General features: G+C 67.8%; 28 protein-coding genes. 23 read left to right on the forward strand and 5 right to left on the reverse strand.

What is annotated here, in order from left to right; genetic code table 11:
• Positions 1–450, reverse strand: a 450-nt coding sequence (locus tag ON19_RS04395) for an enoyl-CoA hydratase-related protein (RefSeq protein WP_043687219.1), incomplete at its 3' end; no start/stop codon positions are given.
• Between the two features lie 127 nt (positions 451–577).
• Here ON19_RS04395 and ON19_RS04400 point away from each other — a divergent pair.
• Positions 578–1,816 carry a TetR/AcrR family transcriptional regulator gene (locus ON19_RS04400; RefSeq protein ID WP_043687222.1) on the forward strand — a complete coding sequence of 413 codons (1,239 nt, stop codon included), beginning with the start codon at positions 578–580 and terminating at the stop codon, positions 1,814–1,816.
• A gap of 14 nt (positions 1,817–1,830) precedes the next feature.
• Here the strand turns inward: ON19_RS04400 and ON19_RS04405 are convergent, their stop codons facing one another.
• Entirely contained in the window at positions 1,831–3,357 is a 1,527-nt protein-coding gene (locus ON19_RS04405; RefSeq protein WP_083899135.1) for an aldehyde dehydrogenase family protein, read from the reverse strand.
• A 434-nt stretch (positions 3,358–3,791) separates the two neighbouring features.
• Between ON19_RS04405 and ON19_RS04410 the strand changes: the two genes are divergently transcribed.
• The 3 genes from ON19_RS04410 to ON19_RS04420 are packed head-to-tail and all read left to right on the forward strand — an operon-like array spanning position 3,792 to position 6,471.
• Positions 3,792–4,775: a daunorubicin resistance protein DrrA family ABC transporter ATP-binding protein gene (locus ON19_RS04410; RefSeq protein ID WP_043687290.1), complete on the forward strand. Its 984-nt coding sequence runs from the start codon at positions 3,792–3,794 to the stop codon at positions 4,773–4,775.
• Positions 4,772–5,596, forward strand: coding sequence for an ABC transporter permease (locus tag ON19_RS04415; RefSeq protein ID WP_043687225.1), 825 nt, complete (start codon positions 4,772–4,774; stop codon positions 5,594–5,596). Before ON19_RS04410 ends, ON19_RS04415 begins: the two co-directional genes overlap by 4 nt.
• Positions 5,593–6,471, forward strand: a complete 879-nt coding sequence (locus ON19_RS04420; RefSeq protein WP_043687227.1) for an ABC transporter permease — start codon at positions 5,593–5,595, stop codon at positions 6,469–6,471. Before ON19_RS04415 ends, ON19_RS04420 begins: the two co-directional genes overlap by 4 nt.
• A 30-nt stretch (positions 6,472–6,501) precedes the next feature.
• Here ON19_RS04420 and ON19_RS04425 read toward each other — a convergent pair whose 3' ends face one another.
• Positions 6,502–7,698: a lycopene cyclase family protein gene (locus ON19_RS04425; protein WP_043687229.1), complete on the reverse strand. Its 1,197-nt coding sequence runs from the start codon at positions 7,696–7,698 to the stop codon at positions 6,502–6,504.
• 232 nt (positions 7,699–7,930) lie between these two features.
• Here ON19_RS04425 and ON19_RS04430 point away from each other — a divergent pair, with 232 nt between their 5' ends.
• The 3 genes from ON19_RS04430 (at position 7,931) to ON19_RS04440 (ending at position 10,591) form a co-directional block, all read left to right on the forward strand.
• Positions 7,931–8,935, forward strand: coding sequence for an alpha/beta hydrolase (locus ON19_RS04430; RefSeq protein ID WP_043687231.1), 1,005 nt, complete (start codon positions 7,931–7,933; stop codon positions 8,933–8,935).
• 17 nt (positions 8,936–8,952) lie between these two features.
• Positions 8,953–9,888, forward strand: a complete 936-nt coding sequence (locus ON19_RS04435) for an esterase/lipase family protein (RefSeq protein WP_083899136.1) — start codon at positions 8,953–8,955, stop codon at positions 9,886–9,888.
• Between the two features lie 115 nt (positions 9,889–10,003).
• A complete protein-coding gene (locus ON19_RS04440) occupies positions 10,004–10,591 on the forward strand; it encodes an ATP-binding cassette domain-containing protein (protein ID WP_051168524.1) in 588 nt (195 codons plus the stop codon).
• Between the two features lie 81 nt (positions 10,592–10,672).
• On the opposite strand, the gene ON19_RS04445 is transcribed toward ON19_RS04440, so the two are convergent.
• Positions 10,673–11,149, reverse strand: a complete 477-nt coding sequence (locus tag ON19_RS04445) for a hotdog fold domain-containing protein (RefSeq protein WP_043687238.1) — start codon at positions 11,147–11,149, stop codon at positions 10,673–10,675.
• 571 nt (positions 11,150–11,720) lie between these two features.
• Between ON19_RS04445 and rpsJ the strand changes: the two genes are divergently transcribed.
• The 12 genes from rpsJ (at position 11,721) to ON19_RS04505 (ending at position 18,021) form a co-directional block, all read left to right on the forward strand.
• On the forward strand, positions 11,721–12,026 hold the full coding sequence (rpsJ, locus tag ON19_RS04450; RefSeq protein ID WP_003938093.1) for a 30S ribosomal protein S10: 306 nt from the start codon (positions 11,721–11,723) through the stop codon (positions 12,024–12,026).
• 14 nt (positions 12,027–12,040) lie between these two features.
• Positions 12,041–12,706 (forward strand): 50S ribosomal protein L3, encoded by a 666-nt coding sequence (rplC, locus tag ON19_RS04455; RefSeq protein WP_043687243.1) that lies wholly within the window; start codon positions 12,041–12,043, stop codon positions 12,704–12,706.
• The gene (gene rplD, locus ON19_RS04460; RefSeq protein WP_086006591.1) at positions 12,703–13,392 is read left to right on the forward strand and encodes a 50S ribosomal protein L4; all 690 of its coding nucleotides are present in this window, start codon (positions 12,703–12,705) and stop codon (positions 13,390–13,392) included. The genes rplC and rplD overlap by 4 nt, the downstream gene beginning before the upstream one ends.
• Positions 13,389–13,694 (forward strand): 50S ribosomal protein L23, encoded by a 306-nt coding sequence (gene rplW, locus ON19_RS04465; protein ID WP_011207266.1) that lies wholly within the window; start codon positions 13,389–13,391, stop codon positions 13,692–13,694. Before rplD ends, rplW begins: the two co-directional genes overlap by 4 nt.
• A gap of 33 nt (positions 13,695–13,727) precedes the next feature.
• On the forward strand, positions 13,728–14,564 hold the full coding sequence (rplB, locus tag ON19_RS04470) for a 50S ribosomal protein L2 (RefSeq protein WP_043687244.1): 837 nt from the start codon (positions 13,728–13,730) through the stop codon (positions 14,562–14,564).
• A 15-nt stretch (positions 14,565–14,579) separates the two neighbouring features.
• The gene (gene rpsS / locus ON19_RS04475) at positions 14,580–14,861 is read left to right on the forward strand and encodes a 30S ribosomal protein S19 (RefSeq protein ID WP_043687250.1); all 282 of its coding nucleotides are present in this window, start codon (positions 14,580–14,582) and stop codon (positions 14,859–14,861) included.
• Positions 14,858–15,262 (forward strand): 50S ribosomal protein L22, encoded by a 405-nt coding sequence (gene rplV / locus ON19_RS04480; RefSeq protein ID WP_043687255.1) that lies wholly within the window; start codon positions 14,858–14,860, stop codon positions 15,260–15,262. The genes rpsS and rplV overlap by 4 nt, the downstream gene beginning before the upstream one ends.
• The gene (gene rpsC / locus ON19_RS04485) at positions 15,263–16,057 is read left to right on the forward strand and encodes a 30S ribosomal protein S3 (RefSeq protein WP_043687258.1); all 795 of its coding nucleotides are present in this window, start codon (positions 15,263–15,265) and stop codon (positions 16,055–16,057) included.
• Positions 16,058–16,060: 3 nt separating this feature from the next.
• Positions 16,061–16,477 carry a 50S ribosomal protein L16 gene (gene rplP, locus ON19_RS04490; protein ID WP_040864842.1) on the forward strand — a complete coding sequence of 139 codons (417 nt, stop codon included), beginning with the start codon at positions 16,061–16,063 and terminating at the stop codon, positions 16,475–16,477.
• Positions 16,477–16,716: a 50S ribosomal protein L29 gene (gene rpmC, locus ON19_RS04495; protein ID WP_043687268.1), complete on the forward strand. Its 240-nt coding sequence runs from the start codon at positions 16,477–16,479 to the stop codon at positions 16,714–16,716. The genes rplP and rpmC overlap by 1 nt, the downstream gene beginning before the upstream one ends.
• Positions 16,713–16,985 (forward strand): 30S ribosomal protein S17, encoded by a 273-nt coding sequence (gene rpsQ / locus ON19_RS04500; protein WP_043687271.1) that lies wholly within the window; start codon positions 16,713–16,715, stop codon positions 16,983–16,985. Before rpmC ends, rpsQ begins: the two co-directional genes overlap by 4 nt.
• A gap of 214 nt (positions 16,986–17,199) precedes the next feature.
• Positions 17,200–18,021 carry a phosphatase gene (locus ON19_RS04505; RefSeq protein WP_218006371.1) on the forward strand — a complete coding sequence of 274 codons (822 nt, stop codon included), beginning with the start codon at positions 17,200–17,202 and terminating at the stop codon, positions 18,019–18,021.
• Between the two features lie 2 nt (positions 18,022–18,023).
• Here the strand turns inward: ON19_RS04505 and ON19_RS04510 are convergent, their stop codons facing one another.
• Positions 18,024–18,953, reverse strand: a complete 930-nt coding sequence (locus ON19_RS04510) for an NAD-dependent epimerase/dehydratase family protein (RefSeq protein WP_043687298.1) — start codon at positions 18,951–18,953, stop codon at positions 18,024–18,026.
• A gap of 110 nt (positions 18,954–19,063) precedes the next feature.
• On the opposite strand from ON19_RS04510, the gene ON19_RS04515 reads away from it, so the two are divergent.
• From ON19_RS04515 to ON19_RS04530, 4 genes are all read left to right on the forward strand, one after another.
• The gene (locus ON19_RS04515) at positions 19,064–19,288 is read left to right on the forward strand and encodes a ribbon-helix-helix domain-containing protein (RefSeq protein ID WP_051046219.1); all 225 of its coding nucleotides are present in this window, start codon (positions 19,064–19,066) and stop codon (positions 19,286–19,288) included.
• Complete coding sequence (locus tag ON19_RS04520; protein ID WP_043687277.1) at positions 19,285–19,737, forward strand: PIN domain-containing protein; 453 nt, start codon at positions 19,285–19,287, stop codon at positions 19,735–19,737. Before ON19_RS04515 ends, ON19_RS04520 begins: the two co-directional genes overlap by 4 nt.
• 91 nt (positions 19,738–19,828) lie before the next feature.
• Positions 19,829–20,287, forward strand: a complete 459-nt coding sequence (locus tag ON19_RS04525; RefSeq protein WP_043687280.1) for an NUDIX domain-containing protein — start codon at positions 19,829–19,831, stop codon at positions 20,285–20,287.
• A gap of 191 nt (positions 20,288–20,478) precedes the next feature.
• Positions 20,479–20,946, forward strand: coding sequence for an EXLDI protein (locus tag ON19_RS04530; protein ID WP_157229586.1), 468 nt, complete (start codon positions 20,479–20,481; stop codon positions 20,944–20,946).
• Positions 20,947–20,957: the final 11 nt, after the last annotated feature.

Consider the following 20,957-nt stretch of genomic DNA (forward strand, 5'->3'; position numbering starts at 1 on the left):
GATGTTGATGAAGGCCAGCAGCAGATAGGAGTCCTCGCTCGCGTAGACCAGGTCGGCGGCCAGCGCGATGCCGACGCCGACGCCCGCCGCGGCGCCCCGGATGCGCACGATCACCGCGACCGGCGCGTCGACGATGGCGCGCACCAGTCGGTTCGCCGCGTCCATCACCATGTCCGAGGTGATGCCGCGGCTCGCCTCGTCGGCGCTGGCCGACAGATCGGCGCCGGTGCAGAAATCGCCGCCCTCGCCGGTCAGCACGATCGCCCGCACGGCGCGGTCCGCGGCCGCCGAGCGGAAGGTGTCCCCGAGCGCGACCATGGTGTCGTAGTCGATGGCGTTCTTCCGCTTGGGGTTGGTGATCGTGATCCGGAGCACTTTGCCGTCCTGAACCGCCGTGAACCTCGTGGCGGTGGGGGCAGCGGCCGGCACCGCGGAATCGTTGTTGCTCATGTTCGCTCCTAAGCTGCAATTCGGCGGACGCCAAGCCGTGAATAGTGGTTAACTTTGCGAATTGTGGTTAACTTAGGTTCCATTGTCGGGCGCTGTCAACCAGCGCCGCCGGAGAACGGAGAGGTGCATGGTCGCGGATCGCAGCGAGGTCGGCCTCGCTCCCGCGCGGCCCGACCCGGGCAGGAGGGCGGGCGCGGAGGGCGCGTCGTCGGTGCGACGCCGTCCGAAGGACCGGAAGGTCCAGATCATCCGGGCGGCCGCGCGGGCGTTCAGCGAACGCGGGTACTACCCGGTCGGCGTGGACGAGATCGCCGCCGAGGTCGGCATCTCCGGTCCGGCTCTGTACCGGCACTTCACGAACAAGTACGCGCTGCTCGTCGCGGCCGCCGAGGAGGGCGCGCGGCACCTGCTGACCGTCGCCGAGGCCGCCGATGACACCCGGCTGGATCCGCAGCAGCGCCTGGACGCGCTGATCCGCGCGATCAGCGAGCACACCGTCGAGATCCGCCGCGAGGCCGGGCTCTACCGGTGGGAGCGGCGCTATCTCGAGCGCGACGACCGGGTTCGGATCCGGAAGATCTACGACGACCTGAACAGCACCCTGATGGCGCCGATCGCGCTGCTGCGACCCGACGCGCCGTCCACGGACACGGCGATGCTGGCGGCGGGCGTGCTCAGCGCGATCGCGAGCATCGCCGCGCACCGCACCGCACTGTCGAGCGCGCGGCTGCTTCCGCTGCTGCACGACATGGCCTGGGCGGTCCTGCGTACCGAGCTGCCTCCCGCGCCGGCCGAACCGGATCCAGGGCCGCCCGTGCGCGGCATCCCGGTGACCTCGAAGCGCGAACAGTTGCTCACCGAGGCCATCCGGATCTTCGGCAGGCAGGGCTACCACGAGGCGAGTATCGAGGAGGTAGGCGCCGCGGTCGGCATCAACGCCTCGAGTGTGTACCGGTACTTCGCGAGCAAAGCCGACCTGCTCGCCGCGGCCTTCTACCGCACGGGCGACCGGCTGGCCATCGCGATCACCGAGGCGCTCGCCGAGGCGGCCAGCCGCGAGGAAGCCGCGCGACGGCTGGCCGACCGCTACGCCAAACTGAGTTTCGCCATGCCGGAGATCATGCCGGTCTACTACGCGGAGTTCACCAATCTGCCGCAGGCCGAGCAGCACAAGCTGCGCGCCATCCAGCGGCAGAACGTGCTCGAGTGGGCGAACCTGCTGGACGGCGATCCGGTGGAGGCGCGTTTCCGGGTGCACGCCGCCATCAGCCAGGTGATCGATGTGGGCCGGTTGATCCGATTCGATTCCCGGCCCGCGCAATTGGCACGGGTCACCGCGCTCATGGACGCGGTGCTGCTCGGCTGAGCGGTAGCCGCCGCTCAGGGGCGGCGGCCGTGCCGGATCCGGAATATCGTCCGGGCCAACCGAAGATGGCGCGGGTGCCGATCGAATGTGGACAGGTTCACCGGCGCCCGGTACCGCTTGCGCGTGATGGCCAGGGTCCTGCTGAACTCGCGCAGCCCCTGGTCGCCGTGGCTGTGGCCCTGGCCGTATTCGCCCACACCGCCGAAGGGCAACGCGGGAATGCCCGCGTAGGCGGTCGAGGAATTGATGGTGACCACCCCGGCGCGCAGTTGTTCGGCGAACGCCTCGATCTCGTGCACGTCCCTGGTGAACACCGACACCGCGACGTCGGTGCCGACCGCGTTGATCCGCTCGGCGGCCTCGTCCATGCTCGCCACCTTGTTGACGATGAGCACCGGGCCGATGCCCTCACCGGTGATCGCGATGCTCTCCTCCGGCACCTCGGCCAGCACGATCGGCTCGATGTAGGGCTCCCGGATCGACTCCAGACCGCCGACCACCGCGCGGCCGCCGCGGGCCACCGCGTCGCGCACCTGCTTGCGCACCACCTCGACCTGCGACTCCATGATCATCGGGCCGTAGGACGCCTTCCGATCCGCGCCGGGCCGCAGTTTGCGCGCCTGGTCGACGACCAGGTCCAGGAACCGGTCGTAGACCGATTGGGCGACGTAGGCCCGCTGGATGCCGGTGGCGTTCTGCCCGGCGTTGGCCATCGCCCCGAATACGGCGGCCTCGGCGGCGTCGTCCAGCTTCGCGTCGACGTGCACGACCATGCTGCCCTTGCCGCTGCGCTCCACGACGACCGGCGTCATGGTCTGCGCGCACACCGAGATCACCTCGCGCGCGCCCGCCTCCGAACCGGCGTAGGCGATCTTGTCGACCTTCGCCCGGCACAGCGCGGTGCCGGTGGCCTTGTCTCCCGTGACCACTTGCAGCACCGGCTGGTTCGGCGCGAGCCGGGACCAGCTGTCGGCCAGCCACACGCCCACGCCGGTGGTCAGCTCGTGCGGCTTGAACACCACGGCGTTGCCCGCCGCCATCGCGTAGGCGATCGAACCCATCGGCGTGAACACCGGGTTGTTCCACGGGCCGAGCACGCCGACGACGCCCAGCGGCAGATAGCCGACGGTGGCCCGCTGGTTGCGGGTGAGCCAGCTGGAACCGATGCGCCGCCGGTCCAGCGCGCGGCCCGCGTTGCGCGCGGCCCAGTCCAGGTTCTCCACCGCGAGCAGAACCTCGATCGCGGCGTCGGCTTCCGGCTTCCCGGTCTCCTCGCACAGCAGGGTGACCAATTCGCCCGAGCGGCGGACGATCTCGCGTTTCCAGTCCAGCAGCCATCGCCTGCGGCTACTGAATCCCAGTTCCGCCCACCATTTTTCGGCGGAGCGGGCCGCGCGCACCGCGCGATTCAGTTCGCCGGCGCTCATCACGGCGTAATTGCCCACGACCTCACCGGTGCGCGGATCGTAAGACGTCAGCACGTTCGTTCGGCCCGTTCCTCCCGGACGCGCCGCCAACCGTGGCTGCGCGGACTCGGCCATGATCACCTCTCGCAGTGTCGAAACCGGCGTGCGGACCGCTCAGCGGGGCGCAGCCGCGGACGAGTGAGTGTGTTCCCCCGCAAATCAGACTATGGTCTGGCGCAGCGGCCCGACAAGGCTCGGCCGCCGGCTCTCGGCCGCACCGGATCGCGCTCACCAGCGTCGATCCCTCGCGTGACGGACGGGCGGCGAGAAATGTGAGTAAGGACACAATTGGCGCATGCCGGAGTGGGCGGCTACCGAGCCTTCGCTCGGCTCGGCGCGGGTCGGGGAGGGACTTCGTCCTGCTGTGCCCCCGATGTGCCCCCGCGCGCGGCGAAAGGCCAGACCATCGGCCGGTAACATCACGCCGAGCGCGACGGATCACCAATCCGAGCGTGCGCATGCGCTCGGGCGACGTGGTCGTCGCCGTACCGGCCGATAGTGGAGAGTTGATGCCGAGTTCCAACCAAGCAGATTCGCATGCGGGTGAGCCAGCGGTCCGGGTAGCGGACGTCCGCAAGTCGTTCGGCGACGTGCATGCGCTGCAGGGCGTCAGCTTCGTCGCCGAACGTGCTTCCGTCCTCGGCATCCTCGGGCCCAACGGCGCGGGCAAGACGACCATGGTGAAGGTGCTGTCCACCCTGCTGCGTCCCGACTCCGGCACCGCCGTCGTCGCGGGGCACGACGTGCTGAAGGACCCGGCGGGCGTGCGGCGATCGATCATGATGACCGGTCAGTACGCGGCGCTGGACGAGAACCTCTCCGGCCGGGAGAACTTGGAGCTGTTCGGCAGGCTGATGGGCTTGGGCAAGTCCGTCGCCCGCAAGCGCGCCGACACCCTGCTGGAGGAATTCGACCTGGTGAGCGCGGGCCGCCGCGCCGTGCGCCACTACTCCGGCGGCATGCGCCGCCGCGTCGACATCGCCTGCGGCCTGGTGGTGCGTCCCGAAGTGGTGTTCCTGGACGAGCCGACCACCGGCCTCGACCCGCGCAGCCGCCAGGGCGTGTGGGATCTGGTGACCGCGCTGAAGACGCAAGGCATCACGGTGCTGCTGACCACGCAGTACCTGGAGGAAGCCGACGTGCTCAGCGACAACATCATCGTCATCGACAAGGGCACGGTGATCGCCGAGGGCACCGCCGACGAACTCAAGGAGAAGACCGGCGGCAGCTACTGCGAAGTGGTTCCCCTGGATCCGAAGAAGCTGCGCACCGCCGCGTACGCGCTCGGCGACCTGGTGCCGCCCGCGGTCATGGCCGACCTCGACGGCGGCGACCGGCTGTCCATTCCGGCGCCGGAGGGCGCCGCCACGCTGACCGAGGCGCTGCGCAGACTCGACAGCGCGGGCGTCGACCTGGCCGACATCGCGCTGCGCCGTCCCTCGCTCGACGACGTGTTCCTGTCCATCACCGGCCATTCGGGCGGGCACGCGTGACCGCTGCGACCGCCCCGGAGCACGCCGAGGCCGAGGTGAGCCTGTTCGCCGAGCTTCCCGCGGCACGGCTGTCGTCGTTCGCGCAGTGGCGCGCGCTGACCGGGCGGATCATCCGGACCATGGCCACCAAGGGCGAGCTGATCGTGGCGATGGTCACGCCGCTGGTGTTCACCGTCGGCTTCTACCTGCCGCTGCGCTATGTGATGAAGTTCCAGGGCGTCGACTACGCCCAGTACGTCATGCCGATCATCGTGTTGCAGACCATGGCCTTCACCATGATGTCGAACGCGCAACTGGCCGCGTTCGAGGCTATGACAGGGCTGAGCACGCGCCTGCAGACCATGCCGATCGGGATGCTCGTGCCGTTCACCGCGCGCATCTGCGCCGGGCTGGTCCGCTCGGTCACCTCGCTCACCGCGGCGGTGCTCTTCGGATACCTGATCGGCTTCCGCTTCGACGCGGGTCTCGGCCAGGCGGTGCTGTTCTGCACATTCTCCCTCGGCGTCGGCACGGTGCTGGCGATCGGCGCCGACGCGCTGGGCAGCCTGACCAAGAGTCCCGAATCGCTGAGCCAGGCGCTGACCCTGCCGACGCTGATCTTCGGCATGCTCTCCTGTGGGTTCGTGCCGGAGCACAACTTTCCGGAGTGGATTCGTCCCTTCGTGCGCAATCAGCCGATCTCCCAGTTCTCCTTCGCCCTGCGCGACATGGCGGCCGACGGCGTGACCTGGCAGGTGTTGTGGGTGCCGTTGGTGTGGTTGATCGGGCTCGCCGCGGCCTTCGTTCCGTTGGCGATCTGGGCGAGTGTGAGGCGGTCATGAGTTCGGTGGAATCGACCGTGGAGCGCACCGACCAGCGGGCCGGCCAGGTGGAGGTACGCGCGAGCGAACCGCTGCCGATCGTCCGGGCGAAGCCGGAGGGTTCGCTGGTCACCTGGGTGACGCAGAGCCTGATCCAGTGCAAGAGGCTGCTGCTCGTCTGGGCGCGTGATCCGGCGACGACCATCCAGACGCTGGTCTATCCCGCGCTGACCTTGGTGATGTTCTACATCGTGCTGAACAAGCCGGTCACCGGGGCCACCGGCATGCCCGCCGTGTACGGCACCGTTCCGCTGTTGACGCTGGTCGCCGCGATGTCCGGTGCGGTGGTGAGCGCGCTCGGTTTCAAGACCGAGAAGATGACCGGCCTGCTCGGCCGGTTCTGGACGATGCCGGTGCATCGTGCGGCCGGATTCACCGGACGACTGCTCGCTGAGGCGGTCCGCGTCCTGGTGACCACCCTGTTCGTCGTGGCGGTCGGCCTGTTGCTCGGCTTCCGGTTCGATCAGGGGCCTGCGGCGGCGGTGGCGTTGATCGGCATCCCGGTCCTGTTCGGGGTAGCGTTCGCCGTTCTGGTCACCGCGCTGGCGACCATCTCCGAGGGCGTCATGCTGGTGAACATCATCGGCATCGTCAACACGCTGCTGATGTTCTTCAACTCCGGTTTCGTTCCCGTCTTCGCCTACCCGGTCTGGTTGCAGGACGCGGTGGCGAACCAGCCGATGAGCTGTGCGATCGATGCGATGCGCGGGTTGTCCTATGGTGGCGCGGTCGCCGAGCCGCTGATCAAGACGCTCGCGTGGACGCTCGGGTTGATCGTCGTGTTCGCCTATCCCGCGATCAGGGGATACCGGCGGGCCGCGGAGACGGGGCCCTAGCCGCAGGCCCTCGCCGTGCGCCGGTCGTGCTCACCGCACCCGGCGTTCGGCCTCTTCCCTCGGTTCGGCGAAGTCGTAGTCCAGCCAGCGATCCCGGTTGGTCCAGCCGACCAGGTCGTAGCGCCAGCGGAACGGCCAGGTGTGCGCGACCGTGTCGAAAAGCACCGCGCCGAGTGCCGTGTAGTCGTCGTGCGCGGACAGCAGCGCGCGTTGGCCGCGCGGGGAGGCGCTGAAGAACGCGTCGAACATGGCGATGGACTGCGCGGTGGTGAGCCTGCCGAGGCCGTAGAGGCCGCGCATCCGCATCCAATACACCAGTCGCGCACGCGGCGGCCACAGCGCGGCGATCGGGTCGCGGCCCTGGCGCAGCGCGGTGATCGCGGTGTCGACCAGCGCCAGCGAGTCGGCGACGCTGTACCCCGTGCACGGGTGCATCATGCCGCCGCGGGAACCGAAGGGAACGGCGCGCGCGGTACCGCGGCGCGGTGGCGACTGGTCGAGCGGATAGTGCGCCGCTTCGCTCGATTCGGCGCCGGTGAGGCGGATGCCGTGCGCGGCCAAGCGGTGCAGCGTGCGTTTGCGCAATTCGTGCTGCGGCATGCCGCCGCGCAGGCCGAGGCTGGTCTCCTCGAAGATCACCGTGCCGTCGCCCAGCGGTACGGCGTAGAGGAACGACGGTGGCTCGTCCGGGCCCGCGCCGTTCTCCGGTCGCCAGTCCAGCAATAGACCTTCGCCCTCGACGACCATCGGCGCGGCGGTCTCGGCGTCGACGAAGATGCCGTGCGCGCTCGCCGCCCGGCGCCGTCCGAGTGAAGGCAGCCCGCGGGTGTCGAACACCGCCGCCGCTCGGTGCACCGTGCCGTCGGCGAGTTCCACCTCGTGCGCGTCCACCCGGGTGGCGCGGCCCGGCACGACGGTGGCGTCGTCGAGCGCCAGCGCCGCGTGCAGACCTGGCTTGGACAGCACGCAGTACGGGCGGTCGATGCGGTGTTCGGTCTCGGTCCAGACCGTGGGCGCCGGGATGGTGGTCGCGATGGCCGTGGACGGCAGCCAGTCCGGCAACTCGTCCACCCAGCAGGAGAACGTGGGCGGCCACAGCCGCTCGGGGCGCGGGTCGACGGCGGTGACCGACAGCCCGGCGCGCATCGCGCGGTGCGCCAGCGCCCGCCCGGTGGGACCGAGCCCCACCACGCACACATCGACTTCCCGGCCCGCGCTGACACCCATAGGGGCATTCAATCCGCTCGGCCGATGCGAGCGCAACTATCCGAAGCGCGCGAGCCCACGGAATTCGGGTCTCGCGATATCGGAATAAATCGGCGGCACGACGGCGAGAATTCCGCTTCGCGGGTGCCCCCAGAATCAGTGGCCCAGCAACTTCAGTCGTGAAATGGATTGCGGCGCACCATACCGTGGGCTCGGAACGCGAGGCGTTCCGGGATTCGGGATAAGGGGAGTCATGAGAGGAAGCCACTTCCGCCGGCTGGTGTTGTCGGCGGCCGTCATCGGCGCCGCGACATCGGCGGTCGGGTCGGTGCAGGCGAACGCGGCGCCCGCGGAGTCTTCTATCGTTTCCGTGCAGGAGCACGATGCGCGGAACCTGACCTTGACGGTGCATTCCGCCGCCATGGATCTCGATATTCCGGTCGAAGTGCAGCGTGCGGCGGACACGAGCGTGCCGCGCCCGGTGCTGTACATGCTGCTCGGCGCGGCCGGTGGCATCGACGGCTCCACCTGGGGCACGAAGACCGATGCGATGCAATTCCTCGCGGACAAGAACGTCCATGCGGTCACGCCGATCGGCGGGATGTTCAGCTACTACGCGGACTGGCAGAAGGACGATCCCAGACTCGGTCGCCAGAAATGGAAGACCTTCCTGAGCAGCGAGCTTCCGCCGCTGATCGACGCCTATCTCGGCACCAGTGGGCGAAATGGCGTCGCGGGCTTCTCCATGTCGGCGACTACGACCCTCGCGCTCGCCGCGACCACCGGTGACTTGTTCTCCAGCGTCGCCGCCTACAGCGGTTGCGCACAGACCAGCGATCCGGTCGGCCGGGAATTCGTCCGGCTGACCGTCGAGGAGTGGGGTCTGGCCGAACTCGACAACATGTGGGGCCCTGCCGGCGACCCGCAATGGAAGGCCAACGACCCGTACGTGCACGCGGAGGGACTGCGCGGAAAGTCCATCTACATCGCGAGCGGAAATGGCATACCCGGCGTCTACGACCAATACGGCGGGAAATACTCCCTGAACGGGCCGTGGGGTTTCGCGAATCAACTCGTGGTCGGCGGGGTCATCGAGGCGGCCACCAATTATTGCTCGCACAACATGAAAGACCGGTTGGACAGTCTCGGAATCCCCGCGCGATACAACTTCCGGCCGGAAGGCACCCATTCCTGGGGATATTGGGAGGACGCGCTGAAGGACTCCTGGCCGACCCTGGCCGCTCCATTGGGAATCTGATCGGTCGGGAATTCGAGATGCCTCTTCGCTTTCGGGCCGCGCGAGTCGCCGCCCTCATGATGGTCGCGGCGTGCGCGGCGCTGCTGCACGCGCCGAGCGCGGCCGCCGCCCCACAGCTGCCGGCGCTGGACGGCGCCAACGATTGGTCCTGCCGGTCCACCCAGGCGCGGCCGGAACCGGTGATCCTCGTGCACGGCTCGGGTACCGACATCGGCCGCAGCTTTCCCTTGCTCGCGCCCGCCGTACGGGCCGAGGGGCATTGTGTGTTCGCCGCGAATCTGGGTGCGGCGCCGGGCGTCGTCGACGCGGTGAGCGGGCAGACCGGCTCGAGTTCGACGGGCATCGGGCCGATCGGCGCCGCCCTGATGGGCCGCGTGGTCTACGGGGTGGCCGACATCGATCGGATGGCGGGTGAACTCGCCGAGGTCGTGCGGTCCGTGCGGGAGACGACCGGTGCGAGCCGGGTGGCGCTGGTCGGCCACTCCACCGGCGGCACCGTGATCCGGCAGTATCTGCGGGCCCGCGGCGCGGACGCGGTCTCGCAGGTGGTGACGCTCGGCACGCCGTATCGCGGCACGACCTGGGACGGGCTGCGCGCGGGCTACCCGGACCTGGCCTCACTCGGCCTGGGTAACGCCCAGATCGCGGCCCAGGTCTTCGGAACTCCGGGACAACAGCAGGTGGTCGGGTCACCGCTGCTGAACCGGCTGAACGCGGGGGGCGAGACCGTGCCCGGTCTGCGGTACACGGCCATCGCCTCCCGCGCCGATGAAGTGATCACGCCGCAGGACACCGCCCTGCTCGCCGCGCCCACCGCCGCCGACCGCAATGTCTGGCTGCAGGACGGCTGCTCCGGCAACGCCGCAGGCCACAGCGGCATGCTGGAAGACCCGCGCACCACCGCCGCCGTTCTCTCGGCGCTCGCCGGTGATCAGCGAGCGTTGCCCTGCTGATCTCACCGCGGCCGGACAAGTTTGTTCACGACGAAAACGGAGTAGCTCGGTGGGTCTCGGCATTACTTGTAGCGGGCTCCGCCGCGAATTCGCGGGAGTGGCCGTTGTCGATGATGTGACGTTTCAAGCCCCTGCGGGCCGGGTCACCGCGGTAGTCGGTCCGAACGGTGCGGGAAAGACGACCTTGCTGCTGATGCTCGCCGGTCAGTTGCGCCCGCACCGAGGGCAGCTGCGCGTGGAGAACGCGGACCCGAGTGTCGAGCCGTGGGTGGTCCGAGCCAAGGTCGGCTGGGTTCCCGACGTGCACGAGGGCAACGAGACGTGGACCGTCGCCGAGACTTTGGCGTATTCGGCGAAAATCGCCGGCCACAGCGGAGACGCGGCCGCGCGCCTTGTCGATCGGGCAGTGCGTCTGTCGCGCTTGCGCGAACTCTGTTCCAAACCCGTTCTCCGCCTTTCCCGCAGTGAGAAGAAGTGGCTGGGTTTGGCAAGGGCGCTGGTTTCCGATCCGGCGGCGCTCGTGCTGGACAATCCGATGGCGGACCTGGACGACGACGGCCGTCGCTATCTCGCCGAAACATTGCGAACTCTGGCGAGGCAGAACATGACGATCGTCGTCTCGGCTTGCGCGAAGGACGGGCTTGCTGGATGCGCGGAGCGAACCTTGCATATCGACCAGGGCCGAGTCGTCGCTACCGAGTGAAGGCACAGCGATACATGACGATCCCGGCCCGGAATTCGCTCTCGAAAACGGGTTCCCGGATTCGCGGAGGTTCGGCCGCGGCTATTTGGGCGTGACCCAGGTGGTGATGTCGGCGTGCACCACCTCGAGGCCGTGCTTGTCGTAGATCGAGACCGGCACCACCAGTTCGCGCCCTTCGGTGATGTTCGCGAAATCGGGAATCTCCGGCAGCTTCGCCACCGCCCGCAGACCGGTCTCCGCCTTGGCCAGGTACTGGACGTGCATCGCCTTCGGAATCCACCGGTGCGTCCCGGGCACCGTCGCCTCGCTCAGCATGCCCATCGCGACCTCGGCGAGATTGCACGCCGCGATAGCGTGAAAAGTGCCGAGGTGGTTGTGGATTCCGAACCACTTCGGCGAAGTCACCTCGCACAACCCCGGTTCGAGCCGGACCACGTTCGGCAACACGGTGCCGAAGTAGGGCACCCGGGCCACCATCCCGAGCGAGAACAGGGCATGCCCCAGCCGGTTGTCCGGCAGCTTCTTCCAGCCGCGGTAGGTCGCGGTCTCTTTCGTCATGGGCATATCTTACTCAAAAGTAAGTTTCTGGTGGCCGACCGCGGCTCCGGAGTGCGCGGGGCGGCTGAGTGCTGTCCGAATCGGGCGCAACGGCGAGCGGAGGGGGGACGGATTTGAAGTCACCGACCGGGGTCGTGCATACTGTTCGGGTTGCCTTGCACCGGGCCACGTCTGTTTCCCTGTGAAACGACTGGTCGGGCGAGGTGAGCAGTACCCCATCGTGTACCTCGCCGGGTTTCCGGCGTGGGTACGTCCGGGACACGTTCCAGGCCTGAGATGCTTTGCGATCCGAGGCCGAGGAATGAGCGGACGGGCGACACGCCCGACCGCGTGGACCGGAGAACCATGACAGATGAACAGCGGCGAGGATCGGGCGTGCCCGGTCATTGGTCTCCACTGTGCCGGATCCAGCCCGATCGGGGCCCTGCGTGATCACGCAGACCGCCTCCGGGCCTGACCGCTCGGGCTGGGACGTCTTCGTGTGTTCGGGCTGTGCAAATGAGGGTGGTCCAGAGGGCTGGTTCAGCCGGCTTCCGGATCACGAAGGAAAGCGGAGAAAAGGACACTTAGCGTGGCGGGACAAAAGATCCGCATCAGGCTCAAGGCCTATGACCACGAGGCGATCGACGCATCGGCGCGCAAGATCGTGGAGACGGTGACCCGCACCGGGGCACGCGTCGTCGGCCCGGTGCCGTTGCCGACCGAGAAAAACGTGTACTGCGTCATCCGTTCGCCGCACAAGTACAAGGACTCGCGCGAGCACTTCGAGATGCGTACGCACAAGCGCCTTATCGACATCCTCGACCCGACGCCGAAGACGGTGGACGCGCTGATGCGCATCGACCTGCCGGCCAGCGTCGACGTCAACATTCAGTGACGGGGACTCGAGACATGACTGACAACAAGAACAGGCCGGCCGCCGGCATCCTGGGCACCAAGCTCGGCATGACCCAGGTCTTCGACGACAAGAACCGCGTCGTTCCCGTGACCGTCATCAAGGCCGGGCCGAACGTCGTCACCCAGATCCGCACCGTGGAGCGCGACGGCTACAGCGCCGTCCAGGTCGCCTTCGGCGCCATCGACCCGCGCAAGGTGAACAAGCCGGTCTCCGGCCAGTTCGCCAAGGCGGGCGTCACGCCGCGCCGCCACGTCGTCGAGATCCGCGTCGCGGACGCCTCCACCTTCGAGGTCGGCCAGGAGATCAGCGCCGACGTGTTCGAAGAGGGCAGCTACGTCGACGTCACCGGCACCAGCAAGGGCAAGGGCTTCGCGGGCACCATGAAGCGCCACGGCTTCCGTGGTCAGGGTGCCTCGCACGGTGCGCAGGCCGTGCACCGCCGCCCGGGTTCGATCGGTGGCTGCGCCACCCCCGGCCGCGTGTTCAAGGGCATGCGCATGTCGGGCCGGATGGGTAACGACCGGGTCACCACGCAGAACCTGTCGGTGCACAAGGTGGATGCCGAGAACGGCCTGCTGCTGATCAAGGGAGCGATCCCGGGTCGCAAGGGCGGCGTCGTGATCGTCAAGAGCGCCGTGAAGGGTGGTGCGCACGCATGACGACCTCAGCTGTGAACACTGAGAAGAAGTCTGCAAATCTGACGCTGCCGGTCAAGGAGATCGGCGGCAAGACCAACGGCACCGTCGATCTCCCCGCGGAGATCTTCGACGTGACCGCCAACATCGCGCTGATGCACCAGGTCGTCGTGGCCCAGCAGGCCGCGGCTCGCCAGGGCACCCACGCGACCAAGACCCGTGGCCAGGTGCGCGGTGGTGGCAAGAAGCCGTACCGGCAGAAGGGCACCGGTCGCGCCCGCCAGGGTTCGACCCGCGCGCCGCAGTTCACCGGCGGTGGCACCGTGCACGGCCCGCAGCCGCGCGACTACAGCCAGCGCCTGCCCAAGAAGATGAAGGCCGCCGCCCTGCGTGGCGCCCTGTCCGACCGGGCGCGCAACGAGCGCATCCACGTGATCACCGAACTGGTGTCGGGCCAGGCCCCGTCCACCAAGACCGCCAAGAGCTTCCTGGCCGAGCTGTCGGACCGCAAGAAGTTCCTGGTCGTCGTCGGCCGCGAGGACGTCGCCGCGTGGAAGAGCGTGGCGAACCTGCAGAACGTGCACCCGATCGCCCCGGACCAGCTCAACACCTACGACGTGCTCAACAGCGACGACGTGGTGTTCAGCGTCGAGGCGCTCAACACGTTCGTGCACGGCCCGGCCGAGGCTGCACAGGAGGAGAGCAAGTGACCACCATCGCCGACCCCCGCGACATTCTGCTGGCGCCGGTCATCTCCGAGAAGTCCTACGGGCTGATCGAGGAGGGCACCTACACCTTCCTGGTGCACCCGGACTCGAACAAGACGCAGATCAAGATCGCCGTGGAGAAGGTCTTCGGTGTGAAGGTGACCAGCGTCAACACCGCCAACCGTCAGGGCAAGCGCAAGCGGACCCGCTTCGGTTACGGCAAGCGCAAGAACACCAAGCGCGCGCTCGTGACCATCTCGGCCGACAGCAAGCCCATCGAGATCTTCGGAGGCCCGGTCGCGTAAGCGCCCGGGAATCCAGAAAGCAGAGAAGAACTCATGGCAATCCGTAAGTACAAGCCGACTACGCCGGGCCGTCGTGGCGCCAGCGTCTCGGACTTCGCCGAGATCACCCGGTCGGAGCCGGAGAAGTCGCTGCTGCGTCCGCTGACCAAGTCCGGCGGCCGCAACGCCCACGGCCGGATCACCACCCGGCACCGCGGTGGCGGGCACAAGCGCGCCTACCGTCTGATCGACTTCCGTCGCCTGGACAAGGACGGCATCCCGGCCAAGGTCGCGCACATCGAGTACGACCCGAACCGCACCGCGAACATCGCGCTGCTGCACTTCGTGGACGGCGAGAAGCGCTACATCATCGCCCCCAAGGGCGTGACGCAGGGCACCCGCATCGAGTCCGGCCCGACGGCCGACATCAAGCCGGGCAACAACCTGCCGCTGCGCAACATCCCGACCGGTACCACCATCCACGCGGTGGAGCTGCGTCCGGGCGGCGGCGCCAAGCTGGCCCGCTCGGCCGGTATGAGCATCCAGCTGCTGGGTAAGGAAGGCCCCTACGCCACGCTGCGTATGCCCTCCGGTGAGATCCGTCGCGTCGACGTGCGCTGCCGCGCCACCGTCGGCGAGGTCGGCAACGCCGAGCAGTCGAACATCAACTGGGGTAAGGCCGGTCGCATGCGCTGGAAGGGTCGCCGCCCCACAGTCCGTGGTGTCGTCATGAACCCGGTCGACCACCCGCATGGTGGTGGTGAGGGCAAGACCTCCGGTGGTCGCCACCCGGTCTCGCCGTGGGGTCAGCCGGAAGGCCGCACCCGCAAGCCCAACCGTCCGAGCGACAAGCTCATCGTCCGCCGTCGCAAGACCGGCAAGAAGCGCTGAAGGAGGAGGTAAGAAATGCCACGCAGCCTCAAGAAAGGCCCGTTCGTCGACGACCACCTCCTGAAGAAGGTGGACGTGCAGAACGAGAAGGGCACCAAGCAGGTCATCAAGACCTGGTCGCGTCGTTCGACCATCATCCCCGATTTCATCGGGCACACGTTCTCGGTGCACGACGGCCGCAAGCACGTGCCGGTGTTCATCTCGGACAACATGGTCGGGCACAAGCTCGGTGAGTTCGCGCCGACCAGGACGTTCAAGAGCCACGTCAAGGAAGACCGGAAGAGCAAGCGGCGATGACGACGACTGAGACTCAGAACCCGACTGCGCGCGCGACCGCCAAGCACGTTCGCGTGACCCCGATGAAGGCACGCCGTGTCGTGGACCTGGTCCGCGGCAAGCGCGTCGAGGACGCCCTCGCCCTGCTGAAGTTCGCGCCCCAGGCCGCGAGCGAGCCGGTCGCCAAGGTCGTCGCCAGCGCCGCCGCCAACGCCGAGAACAACCTCGGCCTGAACCCGGCCACGCTGGTCATCTCGACGGCCTACGTCGACGAGGGTGCGACCCTGAAGCGGTTCCAGCCGCGGGCCCAGGGCCGTGCGTTCCGCATCCGCAAGCGCACCAGCCACATCACCATCGAGGTCGAGAGCATCCCCACCGCCGGTGGATCCACTCGTAACCGCCGGAAGGGAGGGGCAAAGTAAATGGGACAGAAAATCAATCCCCATGGCTTCCGCCTCGGTATCACCACCGACTGGAAGTCGCGTTGGTACGCGGACAAGCAGTACGCGGACTACGTGAAGGAAGACGTCGCGATCCGCAAGCTGCTGGCCACCGGTATGGAGCGGGCGGGCATCTCCAAGGTCGAGATCGAGCGCACCCGTGACCGTGTGCGGGTGGACATCCACACCGCGCGTCCCGGCATCGTGATCGGCCGCCGCGGCGCCGAGGCCGACCGTATCCGCGCCGAGCTGGAGAAGCTCACCGGCAAGCAGGTCCAGCTGAACATCCTCGAGGTGAAGAACCCCGAGTCGGATGCCCAGCTGGTCGCCCAGGCCGTCGCCGAGCAGCTGTCCAACCGTGTGGCGTTCCGTCGCGCGATGCGCAAGGCCATCCAGTCGGCCATGCGTTCGCCGAACGTCAAGGGCATCCGTGTGCAGTGCTCGGGCCGCCTCGGTGGCGCCGAAATGTCGCGCTCGGAGTTCTACCGCGAGGGTCGGGTGCCGCTGCACACGCTGCGCGCCGACATCGACTACGGCCTCTACGAGGCCAAGACCACCTTCGGTCGCATCGGCGTGAAGGTCTGGATCTACAAGGGCGACATCGTCGGTGGCAAGCGTGAGCTGGCCGCCGCTGCCGCCGCGCCCGAGCGTCCGCGCCGGGAGCGGCCGAGCCGTCCGCGTCGGTCCGGTTCCACCGGCACCACTGCGACCAGCACCGAGGCCGGTCGCGCCGCCACCGCGGTGGCCGACGCGCCGGCAGAGACACAGGAGGGCTGACGCATGCTGATGCCTCGCAAGGTGAAGCACCGCAAGCAGCATCACCCGGGCCGCTCCGGCATGGCCAAGGGCGGCACCTCGGTGGCGTTCGGCGAATTCGGCATCCAGGCGCTGGAGCCGGCGTACGTCACCAACCGGCAGATCGAGTCGGCGCGTATCGCGATGACTCGCCACATCCGCCGTGGCGGCAAGATCTGGATCAACATCTACCCGGATCGCCCGCTGACCAAGAAGCCCGCCGAGACCCGCATGGGTTCGGGTAAGGGTTCGCCGGAGTGGTGGGTCGCGAACGTCAAGCCCGGTCGCGTGATGTTCGAGATGAGCTACCCGAATGAGGAGACCGCTCGTGAGGCCCTGCGCCGCGCGATGCACAAGCTCCCGATGAAGTGCAGGATCGTGACCAGGGAGGAGCAGTTCTGATGGCTACCGGAACACCGGCCGCAGAGCTCCGCGAGCTCACCGAAGAGGAGTTGGTGGCCAAGCTGCGCGACTCCAAGGAAGAGCTGTTCAACCTGCGCTTCCAGATGGCGACGGGTCAGCTGGACAACAACCGTCGTCTGCGCGTCGTCCGTCACGAGATCGCGCGCATCTACACGGTCATGCGTGAGCGCGAGCTCGGTCTGGCCACCGCCCCCGCTGGCAAGGGAGATGCCGCATGAGCGACAAAGTTGAAGAGCAGCGCGGCACCCGCAAGGTGCGTGTCGGTTACGTTGTCTCCGACAAGATGAACAAGACGATCGTCGTCGAGCTGGAAGACCGTAACCGGCACAAGCTCTACGGCAAGATCATTCGCACCACCTCGAAGGTGAAGGCGCACGACGAGAACGAGATCGCCGGCGTCGGCGACCGCGTTCAGCTGATGGAGACCCGTCCGCTGTCGGCCACCAAGCGCTGGCGTCTGGTCGAGGTCCTGGAGAAGGCCAAGTAAGCCTTCGCCACGGCGTGAAACCCGCAGGCCCGCTTCCCGTTCCGGGAGGCGGGCCTTCGCCGTGTCCGATACCCGCGAAGTCCGTCGGAACAGATCCCGATAGGTACTGTCGTGTTGTGTCGCGGGCAGCGAACAGACCACACGTCATCGGGCTGCGGGCACGACCGGAACGGCAAATCGGTCGCGGCTTACGGCCGATGTGGAGGTGTGAGCGGTGGGGTATGTGACTCGGCCAGGCCGACCCGATGACCGGGCGCTGCTGCGGGAACATCTGCTGAAGACTCGGATCGCGGGGGACGTCGCGACGCCTCGGGAGGGGAATCTCTCGAACTATCGGAAGATGGTGGAGAAGAATCCGCGGTACCAGTTCGGTCTGACACTGCGGGATCGGACCTTCGACGAGACCTTGGCGATGATGGCGCGACTGTGCGGGGTCAGCCCCGACCCGCGTCATCGGCGGGGTCCCGACACCATCGACGCGGACCGGACCCTCGATGCGCTCGACGCGATGGGCGCGCGGATCGGGCTCGCGGCTCGTCGCCGGGAAACCGTGCTCCTGGCGACCGGGCATCCCGATACGCTCATGGGCGTCTATCGCGCTGTCGAGGATGCCTTGCGTGCCGCGGGTTGCGTGGTGCCGACGCCTGCGGCTGGATGGTCCTACCAGGTCATCGGTTCCTTCGGCCCGCAGTATCGCGAGATCGTCTACAGCTCGGGGGTCGCCGCACTCGGCACCGACGGTCAGCTGAAACACACGCATGACCCGCACCCGATGCGAGCGGTATTGCGGGAGTTGCGCGACGCCGACCGCAGCCGTTGGCCCGACCTGGTCATCGCCGATCACGGCTGGGCCGGGGCGGCGGGTGAGGCGGGCATCGAGACCGTCGGGTTCGCCGACAGCAACGACCCCGCACTGTTCGCCGGGCAGGACGAGGGCAAGATCGCCGTCACGGTTCCGCTCGACGACGGAGTGCACCCCGACCACTACCAGCCGCTGACCGCCTACTTGCTCGATCGGGCGGGCCTGGGCCGGTGACCTCAGGCGGGCCCGGGCGAATTCCACCGCTCGTCGCCGCGCGCCGCGTGCCACGTGTCGTGGACGATGGTCTCGAGGTCGGAATGTTTGGGATACCAGCCTAATTCGGACGCCGCCTTGGCGGGATCGCTGATCAGGGCGGCCGGTTCGGGCGCCGGTGGGCGATGGATCAGCTGGATTCGGCGGCCGGTCCGCCGCTCGACGGCGGCTACGACGTCGCGGATGCTGCTGCCACGGCCGCTGCCGATGATGTACTGCCCGAACTCGCCCGGTGGTGACGTGTGCTCGACGCACGCGACGAAAGCGGCTGCGGCGTCGAGAACATGCAGGTAGTCGCGAACCGCGCTGCCGTCGCCGTTGACCTCCAGTGCCGAACCATTCGTCGCGGCGGCCAACGTGCGGGGAATCAGGCGCGTGGGGTCGGGGTCGGCACCGCCTGCGACGTTCGTCAAGCGCAGCACGGTAGCGGACAAACGACCGGTGCGCGCCTGGGCGCGAATCGCCCACTCGGCCGCCAGCTTGCTCGCGGCGTACGGGTGCGGCGGCGCGTCGGGCAGCCGCTCTGTCATCGGCCGGCGCTCCGGGCTGCCGTAGATCGAGCCGGTCGAGGCGAAGACGATCCGAGCGACCCCGGCCGCGACCATCGCTTCCAGCAAGGCGACGGTCCCGCCGGTGTTCACGCGAAAGTACCGGAGCGGATCGTCCGTCGACTCCCGCGCACGAGTGAGCCCGGCCAGATGACAGACCGCCGCCACCCCCTCCAGCGCATCTCGCAGCCCGCCCTCGTCCAGCAGGTCGGCGACCCGAACCGGGGCCTGAATAGCTGAAGCGCTCCTGCGAACCATCGCGATCGGTTCGTGCCCGGCCCTGCCCAGCAGATCGACGACCGCCCGGCCCAGATAGCCATTCGCTCCGGTGACGAGGACACGCACCACACGATCTTGTCATCGAGTAGGAGGCCAGGCTGCGCGGGTCGGGCGATACAGGGCGCTTTCGCGACAAGGCGGAGCAGTAGTGGTATCAATTCTGATACCATCAGTGTATGGCTTGGACCATGCGATTGCCGGAAGACGAAGAGGCGGCGCTCAACGCGCAAGCGGATGCCGAGGGTCGCTCGAAACACGAAATCACTCGTGATGCGGTCCGGGCGTACCTCATGCGGCACCGCAGGTGGGAGTCGCCATTGCTCAGCGATGACGAGACTTTCGATCTGGGTGGACCGATCGGCAAGGACGATATCCGCAACGCGATGAACCGACCCGCATGATCGTCGTCGCCGACACCTCGGGAATCCTCGCGCTGTTCAATCGCTCGGACCCCGAGCACTTCGCGGTGCGACGAGCCGCTGATTCGGCGGGCGCCATTGTCGTCAGTCCGCTGGCGCTCACCGAGGTGCATCACGTGGCGAGCGTTCGAGCCGGGCGTGAAGTGGCCGACGGCATCCTGGCTCTGATCGCCGACCGGGTCGCGTCGACGCGGCTCGTCATCTCGAGCATCGATGCAGCGCAGCTGCATGCCGCGGTCGATATCCGGAAGAAGTATGGCGATCTGAATCTGGATCTGGATCTGGTGGACGCGGTGTGTGTCGCCTTAGCCGATGAATTCGACACCGACGCCATCCTCACGCTCGACCGCCGCGACTTCCGAACCTTGCGGCCCCTCGGCCGCTACTCGGCGTTTCGGATTCTGCCGGACGATCTGAGCCCCACGTCCTAGCGCCGGATATCGGCCTGCGTGGCAGTGCGCTCGCCGCGCCCTTGTTTCGGAGGTGGAGCCTTGGCCGGGGCTTTCGTGGTTGGCTGGGGTGATGTCGGAGTTCGGCCGGGCGCGGTTGGCCGCGGGGGCGTTGTTCGTTCGCGGCGAGGACGTGTTCCTTGTGCGGAAGACGTATGGCAGTGGCTGGGATCTGCCGGGTGGGTATGTGGAGCCGGGGGAGGCGCCTGCGGCGGCCTGCCGGCGGGAGGTCGGTGAGGAACTCGGGATCGATCGTCTCGCTCGTCGGCTGCTCGTGCACGACTGGGCGCCGAGCCCCGGTGAAGGTGACAAGGTCCTGTACGTCTTCGATTGCGGTGAACTCGGCGCCGATGAGCGAACCATTCGATTGCAGGAGTCGGAACTCGATGCCTATCGGTGGGTTTCGATCGCCGACATCGATGACTACCTGATACCGCGTTTGGCTCGGCGGGTGCGGCAAGCGCACCTGGCGCACCTCGACGGCTGCCCTCGGTACCTCGAACACGGCCGTCCGATGGGGCAGGTCGATTAGTCGAGCGCGGCGCCCCACGCCGGACCTGCGGCGGTCGAGGCTTGCGTTATACGTATACATCTACTTATAGTGAGGCAGTCGCCCGGATCTTCTGAGAATATCGAATCCGTAGCTGGAGAGTCGGATTCGCAACGGGCCGGTTGACAGTAGACGCATGCCTGGATGCGCACTGATCTATGAAACGGGGAACCATGAGTACCGATCCGGACAAGGGCACCGTCGAGCAGTCGGCCGGCGGCGTCACTGTCGTGAAGGAATCCGCCGCGCCGGGCGAGGCGGACGACCTCCGCCAGATCGTATTGCGGGTGGGGCCGGGCGGCGGGCGCAAGCAGCGCTTCTCCGGCAGGCTGCTCGGCGAATCCCGCGAATACAGCAAGGTCGGGATGAGCGTGCTGCGGGTGTACGTGAGCCGCAAGGGCAAGTACGTGGTGCACCGGCAGGAGACGAACTGGCGCGAAATATTCGTCGCGATCGACTGGACCGAATGGAAGAATTGGCGCGAGCTGCTGGGGGTCGGCAGCGGTGAGCGCGAGTGGGGTGACTACACGGTGGAGATCGTGGACGAGCCCGCCGAACTGCGAGGCCGGATTCCGGAACACATCTACCGAACGGTCGTCGACGTGGCCGAGAACCCGACCTCGCAAGACCTGCCGATCTGACCGCCACTTTC

It is taken from the genome of Nocardia abscessus NBRC 100374 (assembly GCF_000308455.1).
Lineage (GTDB): Bacteria > Actinomycetota > Actinomycetes > Mycobacteriales > Mycobacteriaceae > Nocardia > Nocardia abscessus.

Bases quoted from the DNA above. Each gene is read 5' to 3' on its own strand.
- rplB (WP_043687244.1), top strand. From the start codon at position 13,728: ATGGCAATCCGTAAGTACAAGCCGACTACGCCGGGCCGTCGTGGCGCC.
- ON19_RS04400 (WP_043687222.1), top strand. From the start codon at position 578: ATGGTCGCGGATCGCAGCGAGGTCGGCCTCGCTCCCGCGCGGCCCGAC.
- rplC (WP_043687243.1), top strand. From the start codon at position 12,041: ATGACTGACAACAAGAACAGGCCGGCCGCCGGCATCCTGGGCACCAAG.
- rplP (WP_040864842.1), top strand. From the start codon at position 16,061: ATGCTGATGCCTCGCAAGGTGAAGCACCGCAAGCAGCATCACCCGGGC.
- rpsS (WP_043687250.1), top strand. From the start codon at position 14,580: ATGCCACGCAGCCTCAAGAAAGGCCCGTTCGTCGACGACCACCTCCTG.
- rplV (WP_043687255.1), top strand. From the start codon at position 14,858: ATGACGACGACTGAGACTCAGAACCCGACTGCGCGCGCGACCGCCAAG.
- ON19_RS04520 (WP_043687277.1), top strand. From the start codon at position 19,285: ATGATCGTCGTCGCCGACACCTCGGGAATCCTCGCGCTGTTCAATCGC.
- rpmC (WP_043687268.1), top strand. From the start codon at position 16,477: ATGGCTACCGGAACACCGGCCGCAGAGCTCCGCGAGCTCACCGAAGAG.
- ON19_RS04530 (WP_157229586.1), top strand. From the start codon at position 20,479: ATGAGTACCGATCCGGACAAGGGCACCGTCGAGCAGTCGGCCGGCGGC.
- ON19_RS04445 (WP_043687238.1), bottom strand. From the start codon at position 11,149: ATGACGAAAGAGACCGCGACCTACCGCGGCTGGAAGAAGCTGCCGGAC.
- ON19_RS04525 (WP_043687280.1), top strand. From the start codon at position 19,829: ATGTCGGAGTTCGGCCGGGCGCGGTTGGCCGCGGGGGCGTTGTTCGTT.
- rplD (WP_086006591.1), top strand. From the start codon at position 12,703: ATGACGACCTCAGCTGTGAACACTGAGAAGAAGTCTGCAAATCTGACG.
- rpsQ (WP_043687271.1), top strand. From the start codon at position 16,713: ATGAGCGACAAAGTTGAAGAGCAGCGCGGCACCCGCAAGGTGCGTGTC.
- ON19_RS04430 (WP_043687231.1), top strand. From the start codon at position 7,931: ATGAGAGGAAGCCACTTCCGCCGGCTGGTGTTGTCGGCGGCCGTCATC.
- rpsC (WP_043687258.1), top strand. From the start codon at position 15,263: ATGGGACAGAAAATCAATCCCCATGGCTTCCGCCTCGGTATCACCACC.
- ON19_RS04420 (WP_043687227.1), top strand. From the start codon at position 5,593: ATGAGTTCGGTGGAATCGACCGTGGAGCGCACCGACCAGCGGGCCGGC.
- ON19_RS04405 (WP_083899135.1), bottom strand. From the start codon at position 3,357: ATGGCCGAGTCCGCGCAGCCACGGTTGGCGGCGCGTCCGGGAGGAACG.
- ON19_RS04515 (WP_051046219.1), top strand. From the start codon at position 19,064: ATGGCTTGGACCATGCGATTGCCGGAAGACGAAGAGGCGGCGCTCAAC.
- ON19_RS04435 (WP_083899136.1), top strand. From the start codon at position 8,953: ATGCCTCTTCGCTTTCGGGCCGCGCGAGTCGCCGCCCTCATGATGGTC.
- ON19_RS04410 (WP_043687290.1), top strand. From the start codon at position 3,792: ATGCCGAGTTCCAACCAAGCAGATTCGCATGCGGGTGAGCCAGCGGTC.
- ON19_RS04425 (WP_043687229.1), bottom strand. From the start codon at position 7,698: ATGGGTGTCAGCGCGGGCCGGGAAGTCGATGTGTGCGTGGTGGGGCTC.